Annotated in this window: 14 protein-coding genes and 1 tRNA gene; 8 read left to right on the top strand and 7 right to left on the bottom strand. The window is 70.8% G+C overall.

Features of this window, described 5'->3' with window-relative positions; translation table 11 throughout:
- Nucleotides 1-64 precede the first annotated feature (64 nt).
- Genes GWK25_RS38390 through GWK25_RS38375 form a run of 4 tightly spaced genes read left to right on the top strand, consistent with a single transcriptional unit; the run spans nt 65 to nt 2,970 of the window.
- The gene (locus GWK25_RS38390) at nt 65-259 is read left to right on the top strand and encodes a hypothetical protein (protein ID WP_215456082.1); all 195 of its coding nucleotides are present in this window, start codon (nt 65-67) and stop codon (nt 257-259) included.
- Nucleotides 252-1,631 carry a replication initiator protein RepSA gene (gene repSA, locus GWK25_RS38385; protein WP_215456081.1) on the top strand — a complete coding sequence of 460 codons (1,380 nt, stop codon included), beginning with the start codon at nt 252-254 and terminating at the stop codon, nt 1,629-1,631. Before GWK25_RS38390 ends, repSA begins: the two co-directional genes overlap by 8 nt.
- On the top strand, nt 1,628-1,816 hold the full coding sequence (locus GWK25_RS38380; RefSeq protein ID WP_215456076.1) for a helix-turn-helix domain-containing protein: 189 nt from the start codon (nt 1,628-1,630) through the stop codon (nt 1,814-1,816). The genes repSA and GWK25_RS38380 overlap by 4 nt, the downstream gene beginning before the upstream one ends.
- Nucleotides 1,816-2,970: a site-specific integrase gene (locus GWK25_RS38375; protein ID WP_215456075.1), complete on the top strand. Its 1,155-nt coding sequence runs from the start codon at nt 1,816-1,818 to the stop codon at nt 2,968-2,970. Before GWK25_RS38380 ends, GWK25_RS38375 begins: the two co-directional genes overlap by 1 nt.
- 68 nt (nt 2,971-3,038) lie before the next feature.
- On the opposite strand, the gene GWK25_RS38370 is transcribed toward GWK25_RS38375, so the two are convergent.
- From GWK25_RS38370 to GWK25_RS38360, 3 genes are all read right to left on the bottom strand, one after another.
- A tRNA-Arg gene (locus tag GWK25_RS38370) sits at nt 3,039-3,114 on the bottom strand.
- 122 nt (nt 3,115-3,236) lie between these two features.
- Nucleotides 3,237-3,560 carry a hypothetical protein gene (locus GWK25_RS38365; protein WP_215456073.1) on the bottom strand — a complete coding sequence of 108 codons (324 nt, stop codon included), beginning with the start codon at nt 3,558-3,560 and terminating at the stop codon, nt 3,237-3,239.
- Nucleotides 3,561-3,829: 269 nt separating this feature from the next.
- Nucleotides 3,830-3,994 carry a hypothetical protein gene (locus GWK25_RS38360; protein WP_215456072.1) on the bottom strand — a complete coding sequence of 55 codons (165 nt, stop codon included), beginning with the start codon at nt 3,992-3,994 and terminating at the stop codon, nt 3,830-3,832.
- 209 nt (nt 3,995-4,203) lie between these two features.
- Here GWK25_RS38360 and GWK25_RS38355 point away from each other — a divergent pair, with 209 nt between their 5' ends.
- From GWK25_RS38355 to GWK25_RS38345, 3 genes are all read left to right on the top strand, one after another.
- Nucleotides 4,204-4,734, top strand: coding sequence for a SigE family RNA polymerase sigma factor (locus tag GWK25_RS38355; protein ID WP_215456071.1), 531 nt, complete (start codon nt 4,204-4,206; stop codon nt 4,732-4,734).
- Nucleotides 4,731-5,528 (top strand): hypothetical protein, encoded by a 798-nt coding sequence (locus GWK25_RS38350; RefSeq protein WP_215456070.1) that lies wholly within the window; start codon nt 4,731-4,733, stop codon nt 5,526-5,528. The genes GWK25_RS38355 and GWK25_RS38350 overlap by 4 nt, the downstream gene beginning before the upstream one ends.
- Before the next feature lie 368 nt (nt 5,529-5,896).
- Nucleotides 5,897-8,359: a non-reducing end alpha-L-arabinofuranosidase family hydrolase gene (locus GWK25_RS38345; RefSeq protein ID WP_215456064.1), complete on the top strand. Its 2,463-nt coding sequence runs from the start codon at nt 5,897-5,899 to the stop codon at nt 8,357-8,359.
- A 469-nt stretch (nt 8,360-8,828) separates the two neighbouring features.
- Here GWK25_RS38345 and GWK25_RS38340 read toward each other — a convergent pair whose 3' ends face one another.
- From GWK25_RS38340 to GWK25_RS38325, 4 genes are all read right to left on the bottom strand, one after another.
- A complete protein-coding gene (locus GWK25_RS38340) occupies nt 8,829-11,480 on the bottom strand; it encodes an RICIN domain-containing protein (RefSeq protein WP_215456062.1) in 2,652 nt (883 codons plus the stop codon).
- 145 nt (nt 11,481-11,625) lie between these two features.
- A complete protein-coding gene (locus tag GWK25_RS38335; RefSeq protein ID WP_215456061.1) occupies nt 11,626-13,218 on the bottom strand; it encodes a bifunctional 3-(3-hydroxy-phenyl)propionate/3-hydroxycinnamic acid hydroxylase in 1,593 nt (530 codons plus the stop codon).
- A complete protein-coding gene (locus tag GWK25_RS38330; RefSeq protein WP_215456060.1) occupies nt 13,215-14,174 on the bottom strand; it encodes a fumarylacetoacetate hydrolase family protein in 960 nt (319 codons plus the stop codon). Before GWK25_RS38330 ends, GWK25_RS38335 begins: the two co-directional genes overlap by 4 nt.
- 35 nt (nt 14,175-14,209) lie before the next feature.
- Entirely contained in the window at nt 14,210-15,355 is a 1,146-nt protein-coding gene (locus tag GWK25_RS38325) for a VOC family protein (RefSeq protein WP_215456059.1), read from the bottom strand.
- Nucleotides 15,356-15,490: 135 nt separating this feature from the next.
- On the opposite strand from GWK25_RS38325, the gene GWK25_RS38320 reads away from it, so the two are divergent.
- Nucleotides 15,491-16,126 carry a TetR/AcrR family transcriptional regulator gene (locus GWK25_RS38320; protein WP_215456057.1) on the top strand — a complete coding sequence of 212 codons (636 nt, stop codon included), beginning with the start codon at nt 15,491-15,493 and terminating at the stop codon, nt 16,124-16,126.
- Nucleotides 16,127-16,192: the final 66 nt, after the last annotated feature.

Raw genomic sequence — 16,192 nt, 5'->3', positions numbered from 1 at the left:
CGCCAAGCATCCGCCGCCCGGGCGCCGTCCCTACCCGATCTTTCAACCGGAAGGAACTTCCATCATGACCGGCCCCAACCCGGCCACCGCCACAACCGCGCGGATCTGCTCGAACTGCGGCGGCTTCGCCTCCGCCGCCATCACCCTCGGAGGTCGCGACCGGCACGGGCACCTGCGCACCATCACCGCGCACTGCCCGGCCTGCCAGGGCCTCGGCGTCACCCGCACCCGCCACGCGCGGGAGGGCGCCCGTGCCTGACACGCTGCTCGACCCGACCACCCTCGGCGACCTGCTGAGGGTGGCTTCGGCCTCCGACTACACCCGTTGGGAAGACCAGGTTCGCCGTACCGGCGGATGCGCCGACCCCATCCACCTGACCGGCTGGACCCTCCACAAGGACAAGACCACCGGCGAGACCCTGCACCACTACTCCACCGAGTCCGAGCCGGGCGGACGCCTCCGGGTCGCATGTGGCAACCGCCGCGCCTCCCGCTGTCCGTCCTGCGCCTGGACCTACGCGGGGGACACGTACCACCTGATCCGCGCGGGCTTGGCTGGAGACGACCGCCGCGACATCCCCGCGACGGTCCGCGACCACCCTCGGGTCTTCGCCACCCTCACCGCACCCTCGTTCGGCCCGGTCCACAACCGCCCCGACCAAGGAGCCTGCCGCTGCGGCACCCGCCACACACCGGATGACCCCGCCCTCGGCACCGCCCTCGACCCGGCGACCTACGACTACGCGGGCACCGTCCTCTTCAACAACCACGCAGGCGACCTCTGGCAGCGCTTCACCACCCGCCTGCGCCGCGAGATCGCCGCCCGCGCCGGACTCACCCGCCGCGAACTCCCCGACCACGTACGCGTCTCCTACGGCAAGGTCGCCGAGTTCCAGAAGCGGGGCGCCCTCCACTTCCACGCAGTGATTCGCCTCGACGGCCCAGAGGGACCCGAAACGCCACCGCCCGCCTGGGCGACGGTCGACCTCATCACGGACGCCATTTGCGCCGCCGCCGCGCACTCGTACACCTCGGTCTCGGTCCCGGCCGCCGACGACCAACCGACCCGCACCTTCCGCTGGGGCACGCAGCTCGACGTCCGGCCGGTGAAGGCGTTCGGCGACGGCTCCGACATCACCGAACAGGCCGTCGCCTCCTACGTGGCCAAGTACGCCACCAAGGCAGCCGAGAACACCGGCACCCTCGATCGCCGCATCGGCGAACTCTCCGAACTCGACCGCCACCAGGTCCCGGACCACGCCCGACGCCTGATCGAGGCGTGCAAGGCGCTCGACCCCCTGTACCCCGACCGCCGCCTTTGGGCCTGGGCGCACATGCTCGGCTTCCGCGGCCACTTCAGCTCCAAGTCCCGCCGCTACTCCACCACCCTCGGCGCCCTCCGCCAGGCCCGCGCCGACTACCGCGCCGCCCAGGAACAAGCTGCCCTCGGCCTGGACGACCGCGAGCCGGACACCGTCCTCGTGCTGGCCGACTGGCAGTACGCCGGACACGGCCACACACCTGGCGAATCCGCCCTCGCCGCCACCATCGCCCGCGACCTCCAGCTCAACCGCGAAACCGCCCGCGAGGCCCTGCAAGACCAACTCGCCTTGGAAGGAGCCGCAGCATGATCACTGCCACCGCCGAACTGCTGACCGTGCCGGAAGTCATGGCGCGGCTCAAGCTCGGTCGCTCCAAGGTCTACGACCTGATCCGCTCGCACCGCCTGGTCTCGATCAAGATTGATGGTGCTCGCCGCATACCCGCCGACGCCGTTCGGGACTTCATCCTCGGCCAGATCGAGGAGGCTGCCTGATGGCCAGTCAGCGCAAGCGGAACCCCAACGGTGCGGGCACCATCACCAAGCGCAAGGACGGCCGCTACCAATGCGCGGTCTACGTCCTCCAGCCGGACGGTACGCGGGCCCGCAAGTTCGCCTACGGCAAGACCTGGCAGGAGTGCGACACGAAGCGCCGGGAGCTGCTTGCCAAGGTCGACCAGGGCGTGCCCGTGCCGACCCGCTCGGCGAAGCTGTCCGAGTGGCTGCCGTACTGGCTGGACAACCTGATCAAGCCTCGGCGGAAGCTCAGCACGTACGACAAGTACGAGGCACACGTCCGGCTCTACCTCGTGCCGCTGCTCGGCGCCAAGCGGCTCGAATCCCTCGGCGTCGCCGACGTCCGCCGCTTCCTGGTCCGCCTGGAGAAGCAGACCACGGCAGCAACGGCGAAGGAGTCGCACCGAGTTCTGCGGTCGGCGCTGTCCTCTGCCTGCCGTGAGGAGCTGATCACGCGCAACGTTGCCAAGCTCGTGGAGCCTCCCCGCACCGACTCCCGTGAGCTGAAGCCCTGGAGCCTTGACGAGACGCTCGATTTCCTTGCTGCCTCCCGCAAGGACCCGCTCTACGCGGCCTTCGTGCTCGCCATCGCCATGGGCCTGCGCCGTGGCGAGATCGTCGGTCTCCGCTGGTCGGATCTCGATCTCGACAACCGCGTCTTGTACGTCCGCCAGCAGACCCAGCGACGCCGTGGCGTCCTCTACGACGACGATCCGAAGAGCCGTCGGCGCCGTGCTGTCCCTCTGCCCGCCCTCTGCATCGCGCCCCTCCGCTGGCACCGCATGCGGCAGGCAGTTGCTCGTGCCAAGGCGGGGGAGAGGTGGCAGGAGTCTGCCTACGTCTTCACCACCCGCACCGGCCGCCCGGTCGAGCCGCGCAACGTCTACCGCTCCTTCACCCGCATCGCCCAGTCCGCCGGCCTTCGCGTCATCCGGCTCCACGACGCTCGCCACGGCACGGCGACCCTCCTCACGGCGGCCGGAGTGGCACCCCGCGTCGTGATGGAGATCCTCGGGCACTCCCAGATCAGCATCACCATGGACGTCTACACGCACGTCGTGCAGGACACCCAGCGAGAGGCCATGAGCCACATCGACCGGCTACTGCAAAAGCGGCGGCCCGGTCGTCAGTGACCGACCCCGTTGATGTCAGAAGTGGATGTCAAAGGCCCCGGACCATGATCGGTCCGGGGCCTTTTGGCTGGTGCCCCCGGCAGGATTCGAACCTGCGACACCCGCTTTAGGAGAGCGGTGCTCTATCCCCTGAGCTACGAAGGCAGCGGCTTGTTGGAGACCTTGTTGAAAATCCAGCCTGTGGATCTTCGACGAGGAGTACAAACCCGGTGGTCAGACGTAGTGCATGCTCTCCGCCATACCACTTGAGCGGACAACGCGACGCGTCAACGGCCGACCAGGGACAGCGTAGCGGATGCGCGCCAACGAGCGTCGTCGGGACAAGAAACAGATGAGAGGAGTGGCAAGAGCGGAGGGACCCGCAGTTCGGCGACGTCGGCCCCGGCGGAGAAGGCGGCGTCCGCGCCGACGGCCGTGGCCGTGGTGGCCGCTATTCGCGCCTCGAACAGCACCCGGCCGTCCGCGGCCGAGCCCAGCCTCGACCGGTGCCCGTCGGCGGTCGGATCGGCCCGGTCGTTGTCGGTGAAGCGCACGTCGAACTGGGAGATGATCACGCCGAGCCGGCGGTCCAGCGGCCGACTGCCGGGCACCACGGCCGGGTGCCGCGGGGCCGATGACCGCGAGCGCGCGCCGTGACCGCGAGCACGCGCGCGTGCGGGTCGACGGCGGCCGCCTGGCCGTGCGGAACTGTTTCCACCCACTGCCGACACCCACTGCCTCCACCCAATGCCCCCACCCAATGCCTCCACCCACTGCCTTCCCTCACTGCCTTCCCTCACTGCCTCCACCCACTGCCTTCACCCGGTGAGTCGGTGCGTGGTCGCGTCCCAGCTTCGCCACGTGCCGTCGCCGGCGCTGATCAGGGTGCGGCGCGCCCGGGGTCCGTGAGCAGCCGCTGGGGGGGGCGCCCGGCGTCGGGGCGGTGAAGGTGGCCGGCGTGGCCGAACTGCGGGTGGGCGAGGGAGTCGAGCAGGGGTCGGCGGGTCTCGGGCGATTCGGCGATCCGCCAGGGGGCCTTGGCCACGCCCAACTGCAGCGCAGCGCAGCACGGCGCGGCGCAGCACGGCGCAGCGCGGCGCGGCGCGGCGGGGCGGGGGTCGGTCGTCCGCAGGGCGTCGGCGACCTCGGCGGCCTCTGCGACGCGGCGGGCCGGCTGTTGTTAGGCTGCGCCCCCGGTTGTTGTTAAATGCGCAACCAATGCGCACATCATGGCTAGGAGAGGGCGACCGAGGGATGGTCCTCGATGACGCGTCCGCGGAGTTCCACGAATTCTTCGAACGCCACTATGCCGAGCTCGCCCGTCTGGCACACCTCCTGACCGGCGAGACCGACGCGGCGGACGACCTCGCGGCTGATGCCCTGGTCGCCCTGTGGCAGCGCTGGGACCGGTTGCGGCAGGCCGACCACCCGCTCGCCTACGCCCGCGGTGTGGTGGCCAACCTGGCGCGGGGACGGATCCGCAGCCAGGTGCGGGAGCGACGCCGGATCACACTGTTCTGGTCCCGCAGCCCCGAGAAGGTGGAGGGGCCGGACGTGGCGGCCGTGCTGGACGTCCGCGCGGCGCTCGCCCGGCTGCCGTTCCGCAAGCGCGCCTGCGTGGTGCTGCGGCATGCCTTCGACCTGTCGGAGAAGGACACGGCGGCGGCGCTGGGCGTATCGGTCGGAACGGTGAAGAGCCAGACCTCGAAGGGAATGGCCGAGCTGGAAAGGATACTGGGCGCACGAGCGGCCGGGGATCTGGTGCCAGGAAGGAGGAACCGGTGAACGAGGAGATCGACCGTCGGCTGCGCGAGGCCGCCGAGGCCCACCAGCCCGACCGCGCGCGCATGCTGGCCCGGGTGGAACGCGGCATGGCCGGCCCCGCCGTCCGACACCGCGCACGGCCGTTCGCGAGGTCCGGGACCAGGATCGCCCTCGCCGGGCTCGCCGCCACCGGCATCCTGGCGACCGGCGGCCTCGCCGTCGCCGCCATCGTCGCCACCTCATCGCCGTCGCCGTCGCCCTCGCCCACCGTGACCACGTCTGCCACCCCGTCCCCGACCGTCAGCTCTCCGCGCCCGACATCGGCCCGCCCCACCCCTGTCGCGCCGGCCCCGGTCACCACCCCGGGCAGCATGCGCCCGACCCCGTCGGTCACCAGTCCGTCGCCGGCCGTCGGCGAGAGCCAGGACGGGCCGCTGTGGTCGGCCGGCTCGGTGCATCCGAAGAGCACCGTCTACTGGACGCAGAGCAACCTCGCCCTCAGGACGACCCAGCCGCTCACCTCGCTCACGGTCGAGATCCGGATCGTGCAGACGGGCGAGGTGAAGAACACCGGCACCTGGCAGACCCTGCCGAGCGGCGACTTCACGGTCACCGTCCAGGAGGCCGGCGGCACGCTGGTCCACCGCTGGGTCCTCAAGCCGGGCGTGACCGTGCCGGCCGGGAGCCATGAGTTCGCCGCGCAGTTCAACAACGGCAGCGGCGACCGCAGCGCCGCGGGCGACGGCTACCGCGTCGACGCGCAGGGTTCAGACGGTTCCGCGTCGGTCCGGGGAGGGTTCGTCCCGACCCGGTGAACGCCGCTGTGTGGCAAGGGGACGAGTCCCCTTGCCGCACAGCTCAATGCCCGCGCAGAGACAGAGGCAGAGACGGAGACAGAGGCAGAGGCAGAGGCAGAGGCAGAGATCCCAGGGCCGTGTAGCCGGCGGTGCATTCGGGGGGACCAATGCCCGACCTGCTGGTGCGTGGTCCCGTCGGTCGGCCGGACGGCGTTGCTCCCATCGGCGTAGGTGCGCGTCCACGGTGGTCGGCAGGTCGCCGTGGAAGTGGGTGGGGACGGTGGCGACGTCCGTGGAAATTCTTCCCTCGAGCGCGGCAACCTGTGTGCGCGTGGCGGCGACTGGAAGGTATCCGGGGCCGGATCAAGGCCCGCTGCCAGAAGGACATGCCGTTGTCAGATCAGAACCGCTCTCATCGCCGCCGTCCGGCGACCCGCCGCGTGATCGCCGCCTCCGTGGTTCTCGCCGCCGCGGCTGCCGCCGTACCCCTGGTCGCCATGGGCGCACTCACGCCGGAGACCGCCGCACCGGCCACGGCCGCCGACGCGGCGGCAGGCAGCGGCCGTTACTTCGGCACGGCGGTGGCCGCGGGCAGGCTCGGCGACTCCACGTACTCCGCCATTCTCGACCGGGAATTCAAGATGATCACCCCGGAGAACGAGATGAAGTGGGACGCCATCGAGCCCTCCCGCGGGAAGTTCACCTTCGCCGCCGCCGACTCGATCGCCGGCCACGCCTCCGCGCACGGGCAGCGCCTGCGCGGCCACACCCTGGTCTGGCACTCCCAACTGCCCGACTGGGTCAAGTCCATCACCGACGCCGGCACCCTGCGCACGGTGATGAAGAACCACATCACCCAGACGATGACCCACTACAAGGGCAAGATCTACGCCTGGGACGTGGTCAACGAGGCCTTCGCCGACGGCGGCAGCGGACAGCACCGCAGCTCCGTGTTCCAGGACGTACTGGGCAACGGCTTCATCGAGGAGGCCTTCCGCACCGCCCGGAACGCCGACCCCTCCGCCAAGCTCTGCTACAACGACTACAACATCGAGAACTGGTCCGACGCCAAGACCCAGGGCGTCTACAAGATGGTCAAGGACTTCAAGTCCCGCGGTGTGCCCATCGACTGCGTCGGCCTCCAGAGCCACTTCGGCGCGGGCGGCCCGCCGGCCAGCTTCCAGACCACCCTGTCCAACTTCGCCGCGCTCGGCGTGGACGTCCAGATCACCGAGCTCGACATCGCCCAGGCGTCCGCCACCGCGTACGGCAACGCCGTCCAGGCGTGCATGAACGTCGCTCGCTGCACGGGCATCACGGTGTGGGGCATCCGCGACAGCGACTCCTGGCGCACCGGCGAGAACGCTCTGCTGTTCGACGCGGCCGGCAAGAAGAAGCCCGCCCACGGCGCGGTGCTCACCGCCCTGGGCAGCAAGGGGAGCACCGGCAGCACCGGCAGCGGCGGTACGCAGGCCGGGGGCATCACCTCCGGCACCGTCTACACACTCTCCAACGCGGCCACCGGACGCGTGCTCGACCAGCCTGCGGGACACAACGCCAACGGCACCCCGCTCCAGGTGTGGGACGCCAGCGGCGCCTCCAACCAGCAGTGGCGGGCGAGCCGGAACAGCGACGGCTCCTACACCCTGACGAACATCGCCAGCGGCCGGGTACTGGACGAGCCGGCAGGCCGGACGGCCAACGGGACGAGGATGACGGTCTGGGACGCCAACGGCGGCGCCCACCAGCGCTGGAAGGCCCGCCAGAACAGCGACGGCTCCTACACGCTCACCAACGTCGCCAGCGGCCGGGCGCTGGAGACCCCCGGCGGTCGGACCGCCAACGGCACTCCCGTCCAGATCTGGGACACCAACGGCCGCGGCAACCAACGCTGGAACTTCCAGCCGACCACGGCGCCGAAGAGCGACACGTGTGCTCTTCCGTCGACGTACCGGTGGAGCTCGACGGGCGCGCTGGCGCAGCCGGCGAACGGGTGGGCCTCGCTGAAGGACTTCACCACCACGACGTACAACGGCAAGCACCTGGTCTACGGGTCGAACTACTCGGGATCGGCCTACGGCTCGATGGCGTTCAGCCCCTTCACGGACTGGCCGGACATGGCGTCGGCCCGCCAGAGGGGCATGAGCCAGAAGGCGGTGGCGCCCACGCTGTTCTATTTCGCGCCCAAGAAGATCTGGGTGCTGGCGTACCAGTGGGGTCCGTCGCCCTTCAGCTACCGCACCTCCAGCGACCCCACCGACCCGAACGGCTGGTCCGCGGCGCAGCCGCTGTTCACCGGCAGCATCCCCCGCGTCGACTCCCCGACCGGGCCGATCGACCAGACCCTGATCGCCGACGACAAGAACATCCACCTGTTCTTCGCCGGTGACAACGGCAAGATCTACAAGTCGAGCATGCCGATCGGGAACTTCCCCGGCAGCTTCGGCTCCTCGTACACGACGGTCATGAGCGACTCGGTGAAGAACCTGTTCGAGGCACCGCAGGTCTACAAGGTCAAGGGCCAGAACCAGTACCTCATGATCGTCGAGGCTCGTGGTGCGAGCGAGCAGCGCTACTTCCGCTCCTTCACCGCCACCAGCCTGAACGGTCCGTGGACCCCGCAGGCCGCCACCGAGTCCAACCCCTTCGCGGGCAAGGCCAACAGCGGCGCCACCTGGACCAACGACATCAGCCACGGCGACCTGGTCCGCACCAACCCCGACCAGACCATGACCATCGACCCCTGCAACCTGCAGTTCCTCTACCAGGGCAAGGCGCCCAACACGCCGCCGAACACCTCCTACGACAACCTGCCGTACCGGCCGGGCATCCTCACCCTGAAGCGCTGACCCGCCTGATCGACACTCACCACCACGAGGAACCCCAGCCGTGCATCGGCTGGGGTTCCTCTCTTTTGTGCGACTGCGCGACCCGACGAGATCCGAAAGCCAGGCCGGGGCGGCGCACACGTCGCTCCTCCCGGGGGTAGCCAGGTCGCCGGGCCTTGCTGCTCCGGGTGGACCGTCGCTGACGCGGGCGCTAGCTGACGGCTGCACTCCTGGCCGTCCGAGGGCTGTACCACGGGGCCGTCCGAGGGGCGAACCACGGGCCGTCCGAGGGCTGTACCACGGGCCGTCCGAGGGGCGAACCACGGGCCGTCCGAGGGCCGCACAACGGGCGTCCGTGGGCCGTGCCACGGGCCGTCCGAGGGGCGCACCGCGGGAGGGGCTATGCCTCATGAGGTGTGCCTCGTGAGGCCCCCAACACAGTGCAGGGGTCGCAGGCGCACGGCCTGCGACCCCTGCTCGGGTGTTCGGGTCAGGACGGGTCGCCGTACTGGAGGCCGCGTCCGTTGGTGCCGATGTAGACGCGTCCGTAGGTGTCGGGGTCGCCGGTGATGACGCCGACGCCTCCGATGGCGCCCCACTGGTGGGCGTCGTCGTTGACGCGGATCCAGCTGGCGCCCTTGTCGGTGGAGCGGAAGACTCCGGTGACGTTCTTGACGGTGCCGATCAGGTACAGGGCCTGGTAGTCGGTGCCCGCCTTGGCCTTGCCGAAGCCGAGGGCGGAGGCGGACTGCACCGAGCTGAGGGTGGTGAAGCTGCGGCCGCCGTCGGTGGAGTGCAGCAGGCCCTTGTCACTGCCGGCGATCCACAGGTCTCCGGCGACGCCGGGGACGGCGGTGAGCCGGCCGGAGGGCAGGCCCGAGGCGCGGGCGGTGAAGGTCGCACCGCCGTCGGTGCTGGCGTGGAGCTTGCCGCCGGACAGGGAGTAGAAGGTCTTGGCCGTGGAGCGGTCGGCGACGACCACGGCGTCGGTGCCCAGGCCGCTGACCTTGGACCAGCTCGCTCCGTTGTCGGTCGAGCGGTAGGGGGCCTGGCCGTCCTGGGTCCAGACGATGCTGGAGCCGTCCGCGGCGAGCGCGATGCGACCGTCCTGGGCACCGGCCACCGGTTCCGCCTTGAAGCCGGTCCAGGTGCTGCCGCCGTCGGTGGAGTAGGCGCCGTCCTGGTCGCCGCCACGGCCGACGCGGACCATCATCGAGGGCTTGGACTGGGCGAAGTCGATGTCGGTGCTGTTGGCCATCAGCGGGTTCTTCAGCCGTCCGGCGGGCACCTCGGTCAGGGAGTCGTGGCGGAAGCCGCCCTGGTCGCCCATGGAGGTGATGACGGTGGCGCCGCCGGGCGGGGCGATCGCGTCCAGCAGCGCGGTCTCCTCAAGCCCCCGGGCGCCCATGCTCCAGTCGCTGATGCCGCCGCTGTCGGAGGCGTTGGCGTTCTTGCTGCGCAGGATGCCGTTGCCGGTGCCGTACAGCACGTGCCCGGAGTCGAAGGGGTCGATGGCCAGGGCCGTCATCCAGTGGCCGGTGTGGGTGCCGACGTAGGGGGCGGCGGAGGCGCTGCGCTTCGACTTGTCGGCCAGTGCCTTCCAGTTCGCGCCGCCGTCGGTGCTGCGGTAGATCTCGTCCTCGGGCCACCAGCGGCCGAGGGTGGTGACCATCACCGTGGAGGGCTTCTGCGGGTCGACGGCCAGACCGGAGAACCCGTAGTTGCCCTGGGAGGGGGAGATGTCCTTCCACTTCCCGTCGGCCGGCGTGTGCTTCCACACCGAGCCCCCGGTCACGCCGTTGGGCCCGAGGGCGTTGGTGTAGGTCAGGTACAGCGAGCCGTCGTCGGAGAGCACACCGTGCTGCGGCATCTGCCCGGTGGGCTGCCCCGACACGGCCTTCCAGCTGGCGCCGCCGTCGGTGGAGCGGTACAGGGAGGTGGACTTGTCGCCGACACCGACGTAGACCGTCTTGCTGCCGGCCTTGCCGTAGGTCACGAAGGCGATGCCCGCGCCGCTGCTCGCCCCGTCCTTGACGGGGAACGAGGAGACCTGCTTCCAGGTCGCGCCGTGGTCGGTGCTGCGCCACAGGCCGTTCTTGCGGGTGCCCAGCAGCAGGTTGCTGTTGTCCGCGGGGTCGACCACCAGACGCTCGCCCGCGCCGCGGCCGTCCTCGTTGGCGCCCAGCTTGAAGGGCAGTTCGGTGCGCTGGAAGGTGCGGCCCCGGTCGGTGGAGCGCAGGATCGCGCCGTTGCCCGCCCAGCTGTTGGTGTAGGTGCCCGCGCCGAGGTAGAGCCGCTTGGGGTCGACGGGGTCGGTGGCCACCGAGTCGATGCCCAGCAGGTTCCAGTCCTTCTCACCCAGCCAGTCGGTCAGCGGGATCCACTGCTCGGCCCCGGTGTCCCAGCGGTAGGCGCCACCCATGTCGGTGCGCGCGTACAGCAGGCCCTTCTCCTTCTGGTTGAACACCAGACCGGTGACGTAACCGCCGCCCACCACCTGGGCGTTCTTCCACGCATACGGCCCTGCCGCGGCCGTCGTCTGCTCCCCGCCGGCCCCGGAGGCCTGGGTCTCGGCGACCTTCACCAGCTTCCACTGCTGGTTGGTGGCGCCGTGCCCCGGATACTGGATGACCGCCGCGCCCTGGGCCGTGGAGTTTCCGGAGACGTCCAGGACGTGGCCGCTCCGGCGGGAGGTGAGGGTGACGGCCTCGGAACCGCTCACCTCGTCGACCTTCCACTCCTGGGAGGTGGCGGAGCTGTCGGTCTGCTGCTCGGCGGCGGCCGCCCGAGCGGTGGAGTTGCCTGCTATGCCCAGCACCTTGCCGCTGTTGCGGTTCACCAGCTCGTAGTAGCCGTCCCCGGCGGGCTTCAGCTTCCACTGCTGGTTGGCGGTGTTCTGGTCGGTCCACTGCTGGATGCGGGTGCCGTCGGCGGTGGAGAAGCCGTTGACGTCCAGCACCTTGCCGCTGCGCACCGAGACCAGCCGGTAGTACGCGCCTGAGTCGATCGTCGCGGCCTGCGAGTCCTCCTGTGCGAACAGGAGATACGGCACGACGAGAGCGGGTGCGCCGAGCAGCAGACCGGTCGCGGTCCAGCGACGGCGATGACGCCCGCGGCGCCCGCCGTTCGTGGGGTTGTCCATGAGGGGGAGGTTCTCCTTGCACGCTGTTCATCAGAGGCAATCCGGATCCCGGGCCACCGGAACTGACCGGATCCGCCCCCTTGTTGTCGCGGGTCCCGTAAAGGGTTGCCGCGAGCCGGAGGATTTTTTCAGGGCGGCGGCGTGCTCATGGAGCGGCTCTCCTCGACGGGGCGGCGGACGCGGGCTGTTCGGCGGGCCCGCGCGTGGTGCACAGCAGGGGCGCCCAGGCGGCGGTGTCGGTGAAGTCGCCGCCGCCCGCCGGAACGACGTCCATCACGATGTGGTCGGGGCGCAGCAGGACGGCGTCGGCACGGCCCGCGCGCAGCCAGGCGGCGAGGGTGCCGTCGTCGCCGGTCTCGTGCACGTCGACGACCGGGGCGCCGAGGCCGTCGGTGAGGGCGCGCAGTGCGGGCGGCAGCGGCACCGCGGTCAGCACGGCGAAGGAGTCGCCGAGGACGTCGTCGAGCCGGACCCGTCGTCCGTCCTCGGTCGTGACCTGTGGCTGCGGGCAGAACGTGCCGCCGAGCCGGCTGCGGCGTACGAGGGCACCGACCCGCAGCGGGCGGCCGAGGTCCCGGCTCGCCATGCCCGTCACCCCCGGGATGCGGCAGACCGCGGCGACGGCGGTGCGCCGCAGGGCGGCGGCGCGGTCCTGGCCGCCGGTCATGGCCCAGCCGGTGGCGACCGCGAGGCGGATCACATGGCGGGCGTGGGGCTTGCGTTCCCGCTCGTAGGTGTCCAGCAACCGTTCGTCGGCGCCCTGGTTCAGGACCCGGGCGAGCTTCCAGGTCAGGTTGTAGGCGTCGCGCAGTCCCGAACACAGCCCCTGTCCGATGAAGGGCGGGGTGAGGTGGGCGGCGTCGCCGAGGAGGAAGACACGGCCGTGGCGCCAGCGGTCCGCGATACGGGCGCGGAAGGTGTACTGGGCCTGCCGGACGACGTGGAAGTCGTCGGCAGGGGAGAGGCGGGAGATGTCCACCCACGGCAGGACCAGTTCCCGCAGCAGCGCGTCGTCGAGGACCGCCCCGTCCGCCAGTCGGAACTCCCAGCGGTAGCGGTCCTCGCCGATCCGCATGAACGTGGCCGGGCGGTGCGGGTCGCAGACCTGGTCGACGCCTTCCCAGCAGCGGACGGCGGCCTTCGTCGTCACATCGATGACGGTCCAGTGTTCCTCGAAGCGCAGGTCCTCCCATCCCGCTCCGATGGCGTCGCGGGTGAGGCTGCCCGCGCCGTCGCAGCCGAGGACGGCGTCCGCGAGCAGCAGGTGTTCGCCGTCGTCATCGCGGTAGGTGACGCGGACCGGTCCGTCGGCGGGCTGCTCGATGCCCGTCACCTCGACCCCACCCCGCAGCTCGCACTCGGGGCGAAGGGCGAGTGCCTCGCGCAGCAATCGTTCCAGCTCGGGCTGGTCGAACATGCTGGTCTGCGGGAAGCCGTGGTGGCCGTGCGGGGACCGCTGGAACTCGGCGATCACCCGGTGCCGGGCGTCCAGCAGCCTGAGGCCGCGCGCGGGACGGGCGACAGTGGCGAACTCATCGGCTGTTCCTGCGGTTTGGAGGATCCTGCGGACCTCGTCGTCGGCGGCGACGGCCCGGGGCAGGGGATAGACGTCCTGGTGGCGTTCGAGGACGACGGTCCGTACCCCGCGCCGGGCGAGCAGCAGGGCGGCGGTCACGCCCACAGGTCCGGCGCCGACGATCACCACGGGTACGTCTGCCGAGTTGTGCTCGAGGGTCATGTGCGGCTCACTTCCGTCTCAGTCGCGTCGGCCACGGGCGTGCGCTGCGCGCCCAGGTCGATCCGGCCGTCCGGGGTGGCGATGGAGGCGGTGACGACATCGCCGTGCCGCAGGTAGTGCGGGTTCTTGGCCTGGGACTTGAAGAAGGCCTTCCACTTCAGCGCGGGCGGCAGCAGGGCACCGATCTTCTCGACCGGCTTGGGCGGCGCCTTGAGGGCCGTGCCGCCGGGGGTTCCGGTGAGGAGCAGGTCGCCGGGGTCGAGGGTCTGGAAGCGCGACAGCAGGGTCAGCGCCCGCGCCGGACGGGCGATCATGTCGGCGACGGTGCGGTCCTGGCGCAGCTCGCCGTTGACGCTCAACTTCAGCCGCAGATCGAGGAGATGGGCGAAGTCCTCGGGCTCCAGCAAGGCGAGGTACGGGCCGGTCGGCGTGAAGGTGGGATAGGACTTGCTCTCGTAGAACTGCGTCTTGGTCAGCTGGACGTCGCGAGCGCTGACGTCGTTGGTGATCACCAGTCCGGCGACGTACGACGGCAGGTCCGGCTCCTCGACCACGGTGCCGACGGGCAGGGGCGCGCCGAGGACGAGGCCGAGTTCGATCTCGTAGTCGAGGAACTTCACGTGGGAGGGCCGGACGATGGCCGTGTCGGGGCCGCTGACCGAGCCGGACGCCTTGCGGAAGAAGGCGGGCGGGATGTCGCCGGTGAAGCCCGAATCACGGGCGTGGCTGCGGTAGTTGACCATCTGGGCGACCACCCGGCAGGGCGTGGTGACCGGCGAGAGGGCGGCCAGGTCGGCGACGGGCGTGCCCGCCTCGCCTGAGAGAGCCGCCTGTCGTACGGCGTCGCGGTCGGCGATCAGTTCGGCGGTGGTGGCGGCCTTGGTGTCGACCGGGACGGCCCGGTCGCCGAGGACGACCCACCAGCCGTCGGCGGTGCGCAGGACATTGGTGCTCATGTCAGTGCCTTCGTGAGGGGGATTCGCGTGCGGGGTCAGGAGTTGGCGGCCTTGAGCAGGCCGAACAGTCGTGCCGGGTCCATCTCGTTGTCGCCGCGCAGGGCCTCGACGACATCGCGGACCCGCTGCGGGGAGGGGCTCGCGCCGAGGAAGTCGCGGGTGGCCGGCGGGCCCCACTGGGCCAGACCGCTGGTCGACATGGGTGCCCAGCCGGGTTCCACGTCGCAGGAGAACAGGTCGCCGTCGGCGAAGTGCTCCAGCATGAAGTGGTCGGGGTCGCGCCAGTAGTCGAAGAGCTGGCTGCCCTGGATGTGCCGGCCGATGCCCCAACTGCGCTTGTAGCCCCGCTCCTTGAGGTATTCACCGCCGACGGCGATGGAGTCGAGGTCGGTGACCTGGTAGGCGGAGTGGACGTATCCCGTCCCCGGCCCCAGGTGCATCGCGAGCGTGTGGTGGTCGGCGGGCACGCCGCCCAGGTCGCAGCGGATGAACGCCATCGTCGGCCCGCGCCCGCGCTGCCCGTCCAGGAAGAGGAAGTCGGAGACGATCATCCCGAGGGTGTCCAGGTACCAGTCCAGGGCCCGGCCGAACACGCGCGTCTCCAGCACCACATGGCCGAGCCGCTGAATGCGGGACGGCTCGCGCGGCGGGCGCTGGGCGGCGTTGGTACGGCGGTGGTCCGTGCCGAAGTTGAGGAGCAGCGGCCGCTGTTCCGGCAGTGCCGGGAGCTGTTCGCCGCAGTGCACGACCCGGACCGGGAAGCCCGAGGGGTCGAGCAGGTCGACCACCTTGCCGCCGCCGGGCACGTCGGAGTCCCGCACGGACGATCCGGTGGCGCGGGCCAGCCGGTCCAGATCGCCCCGCTCGGCCGCGCGAAACGCGGGACCTATGAAGCGGGACGTGCGGCCGCGCCGGATCACCATGCAGGGCGGGCCCGCGAAGGTGCCCCGCAGCCACAGCTCGCTCGCGGTGCGGGCGGCGACGCCGAAGCCGAAGTCGCGGGCGAAGACCTCCGCCCGCTCCAGGTCCGGCTTCTCGAACTCCAGCCAGGCCAGGTCCGCCACCTTGATCACGGGGTTCCGCGAGCGTCCTGGGTGTTCGCCGCGCAGAGCGCCCTGCGCGCTGTGCAGATCCTGGTGAGGCGTCGCGACGGCGGCTTGAGCCACGCGTGTTTCAGACATGGTGCCCTCCGAGCAGCATTGCCACAATGAGGAAAGCATCATCACTGACATGATTCTCGTCAATAGGGCGGTCATCGAGAGATGAGATTTTCATCAGAACTGTGGTGTGGTGGATTCCACGGCTACACTCGGCCCATGCCCACGTCAGCCCCGCCCAGCAACCGGTTCGAGCGGCGCCGTGCCGAGACCCGCAGGTCACTCGTCCGTGCCGCCCGGCAGATACTCGCCGAGACCGGGGACACGGGCGCCAGCATCCAGGCGATCGCCGAGCGCGCCGACGTCGGCTTCGGCTCCTTCTACAACCACTTCGAGTCCAAGGCGGAGCTGTTCGACGCGGCCGTGACGGACGCCTTGGAGGAGTTCGGCCAAGCCTTCGACGAGCGGCTGACCGGGATCGACGACCCTGCGGAACTCGTCGCGGCCGGCTTCCGGCTCAGCGCCCGCATGGCCGACTCCCACCCCGAACTCATGCAGGTGCTGCGCCGCCGCGGCCTCGGCTACCTCCACTCGGACAACGGCCTGACCGTCCGGGCTCTGCGCGACCTCCAGGCCGGCATCGCCTCCGGCCGCTTCACGGCCGTCGAGCCGGTCGTGGCCCTGTCGGCGCTGGGCGGGACCCTGCTGTCCCTGGCGGAGCTGAGGTTCGCCCGCCCCGACCTGGACGGCGACGAGGCCGCCGTGAACCTCGCCGAGATGGTCCTGCGGATGCTGGGCGTCCCCTCGGACGACGCCCACGAGGTCGCCCGGCGCCCCCTGCCCGACCTGGCCTGAGGGCTCCGCGCCGCAGCGAGGCGCATCCCGCGATGGGGCCGCAGGCCAGGCGGAGGAAGCGCGCAC

This window comes from Streptomyces sp. ATCC 21386 (assembly GCF_018728545.1).
In the GTDB taxonomy this organism is placed as follows: domain Bacteria; phylum Actinomycetota; class Actinomycetes; order Streptomycetales; family Streptomycetaceae; genus Streptomyces.
The sequence above is the reverse complement of the archived record's forward strand: the minus strand, read 5'-3'. Positions and strand labels throughout refer to the sequence as shown.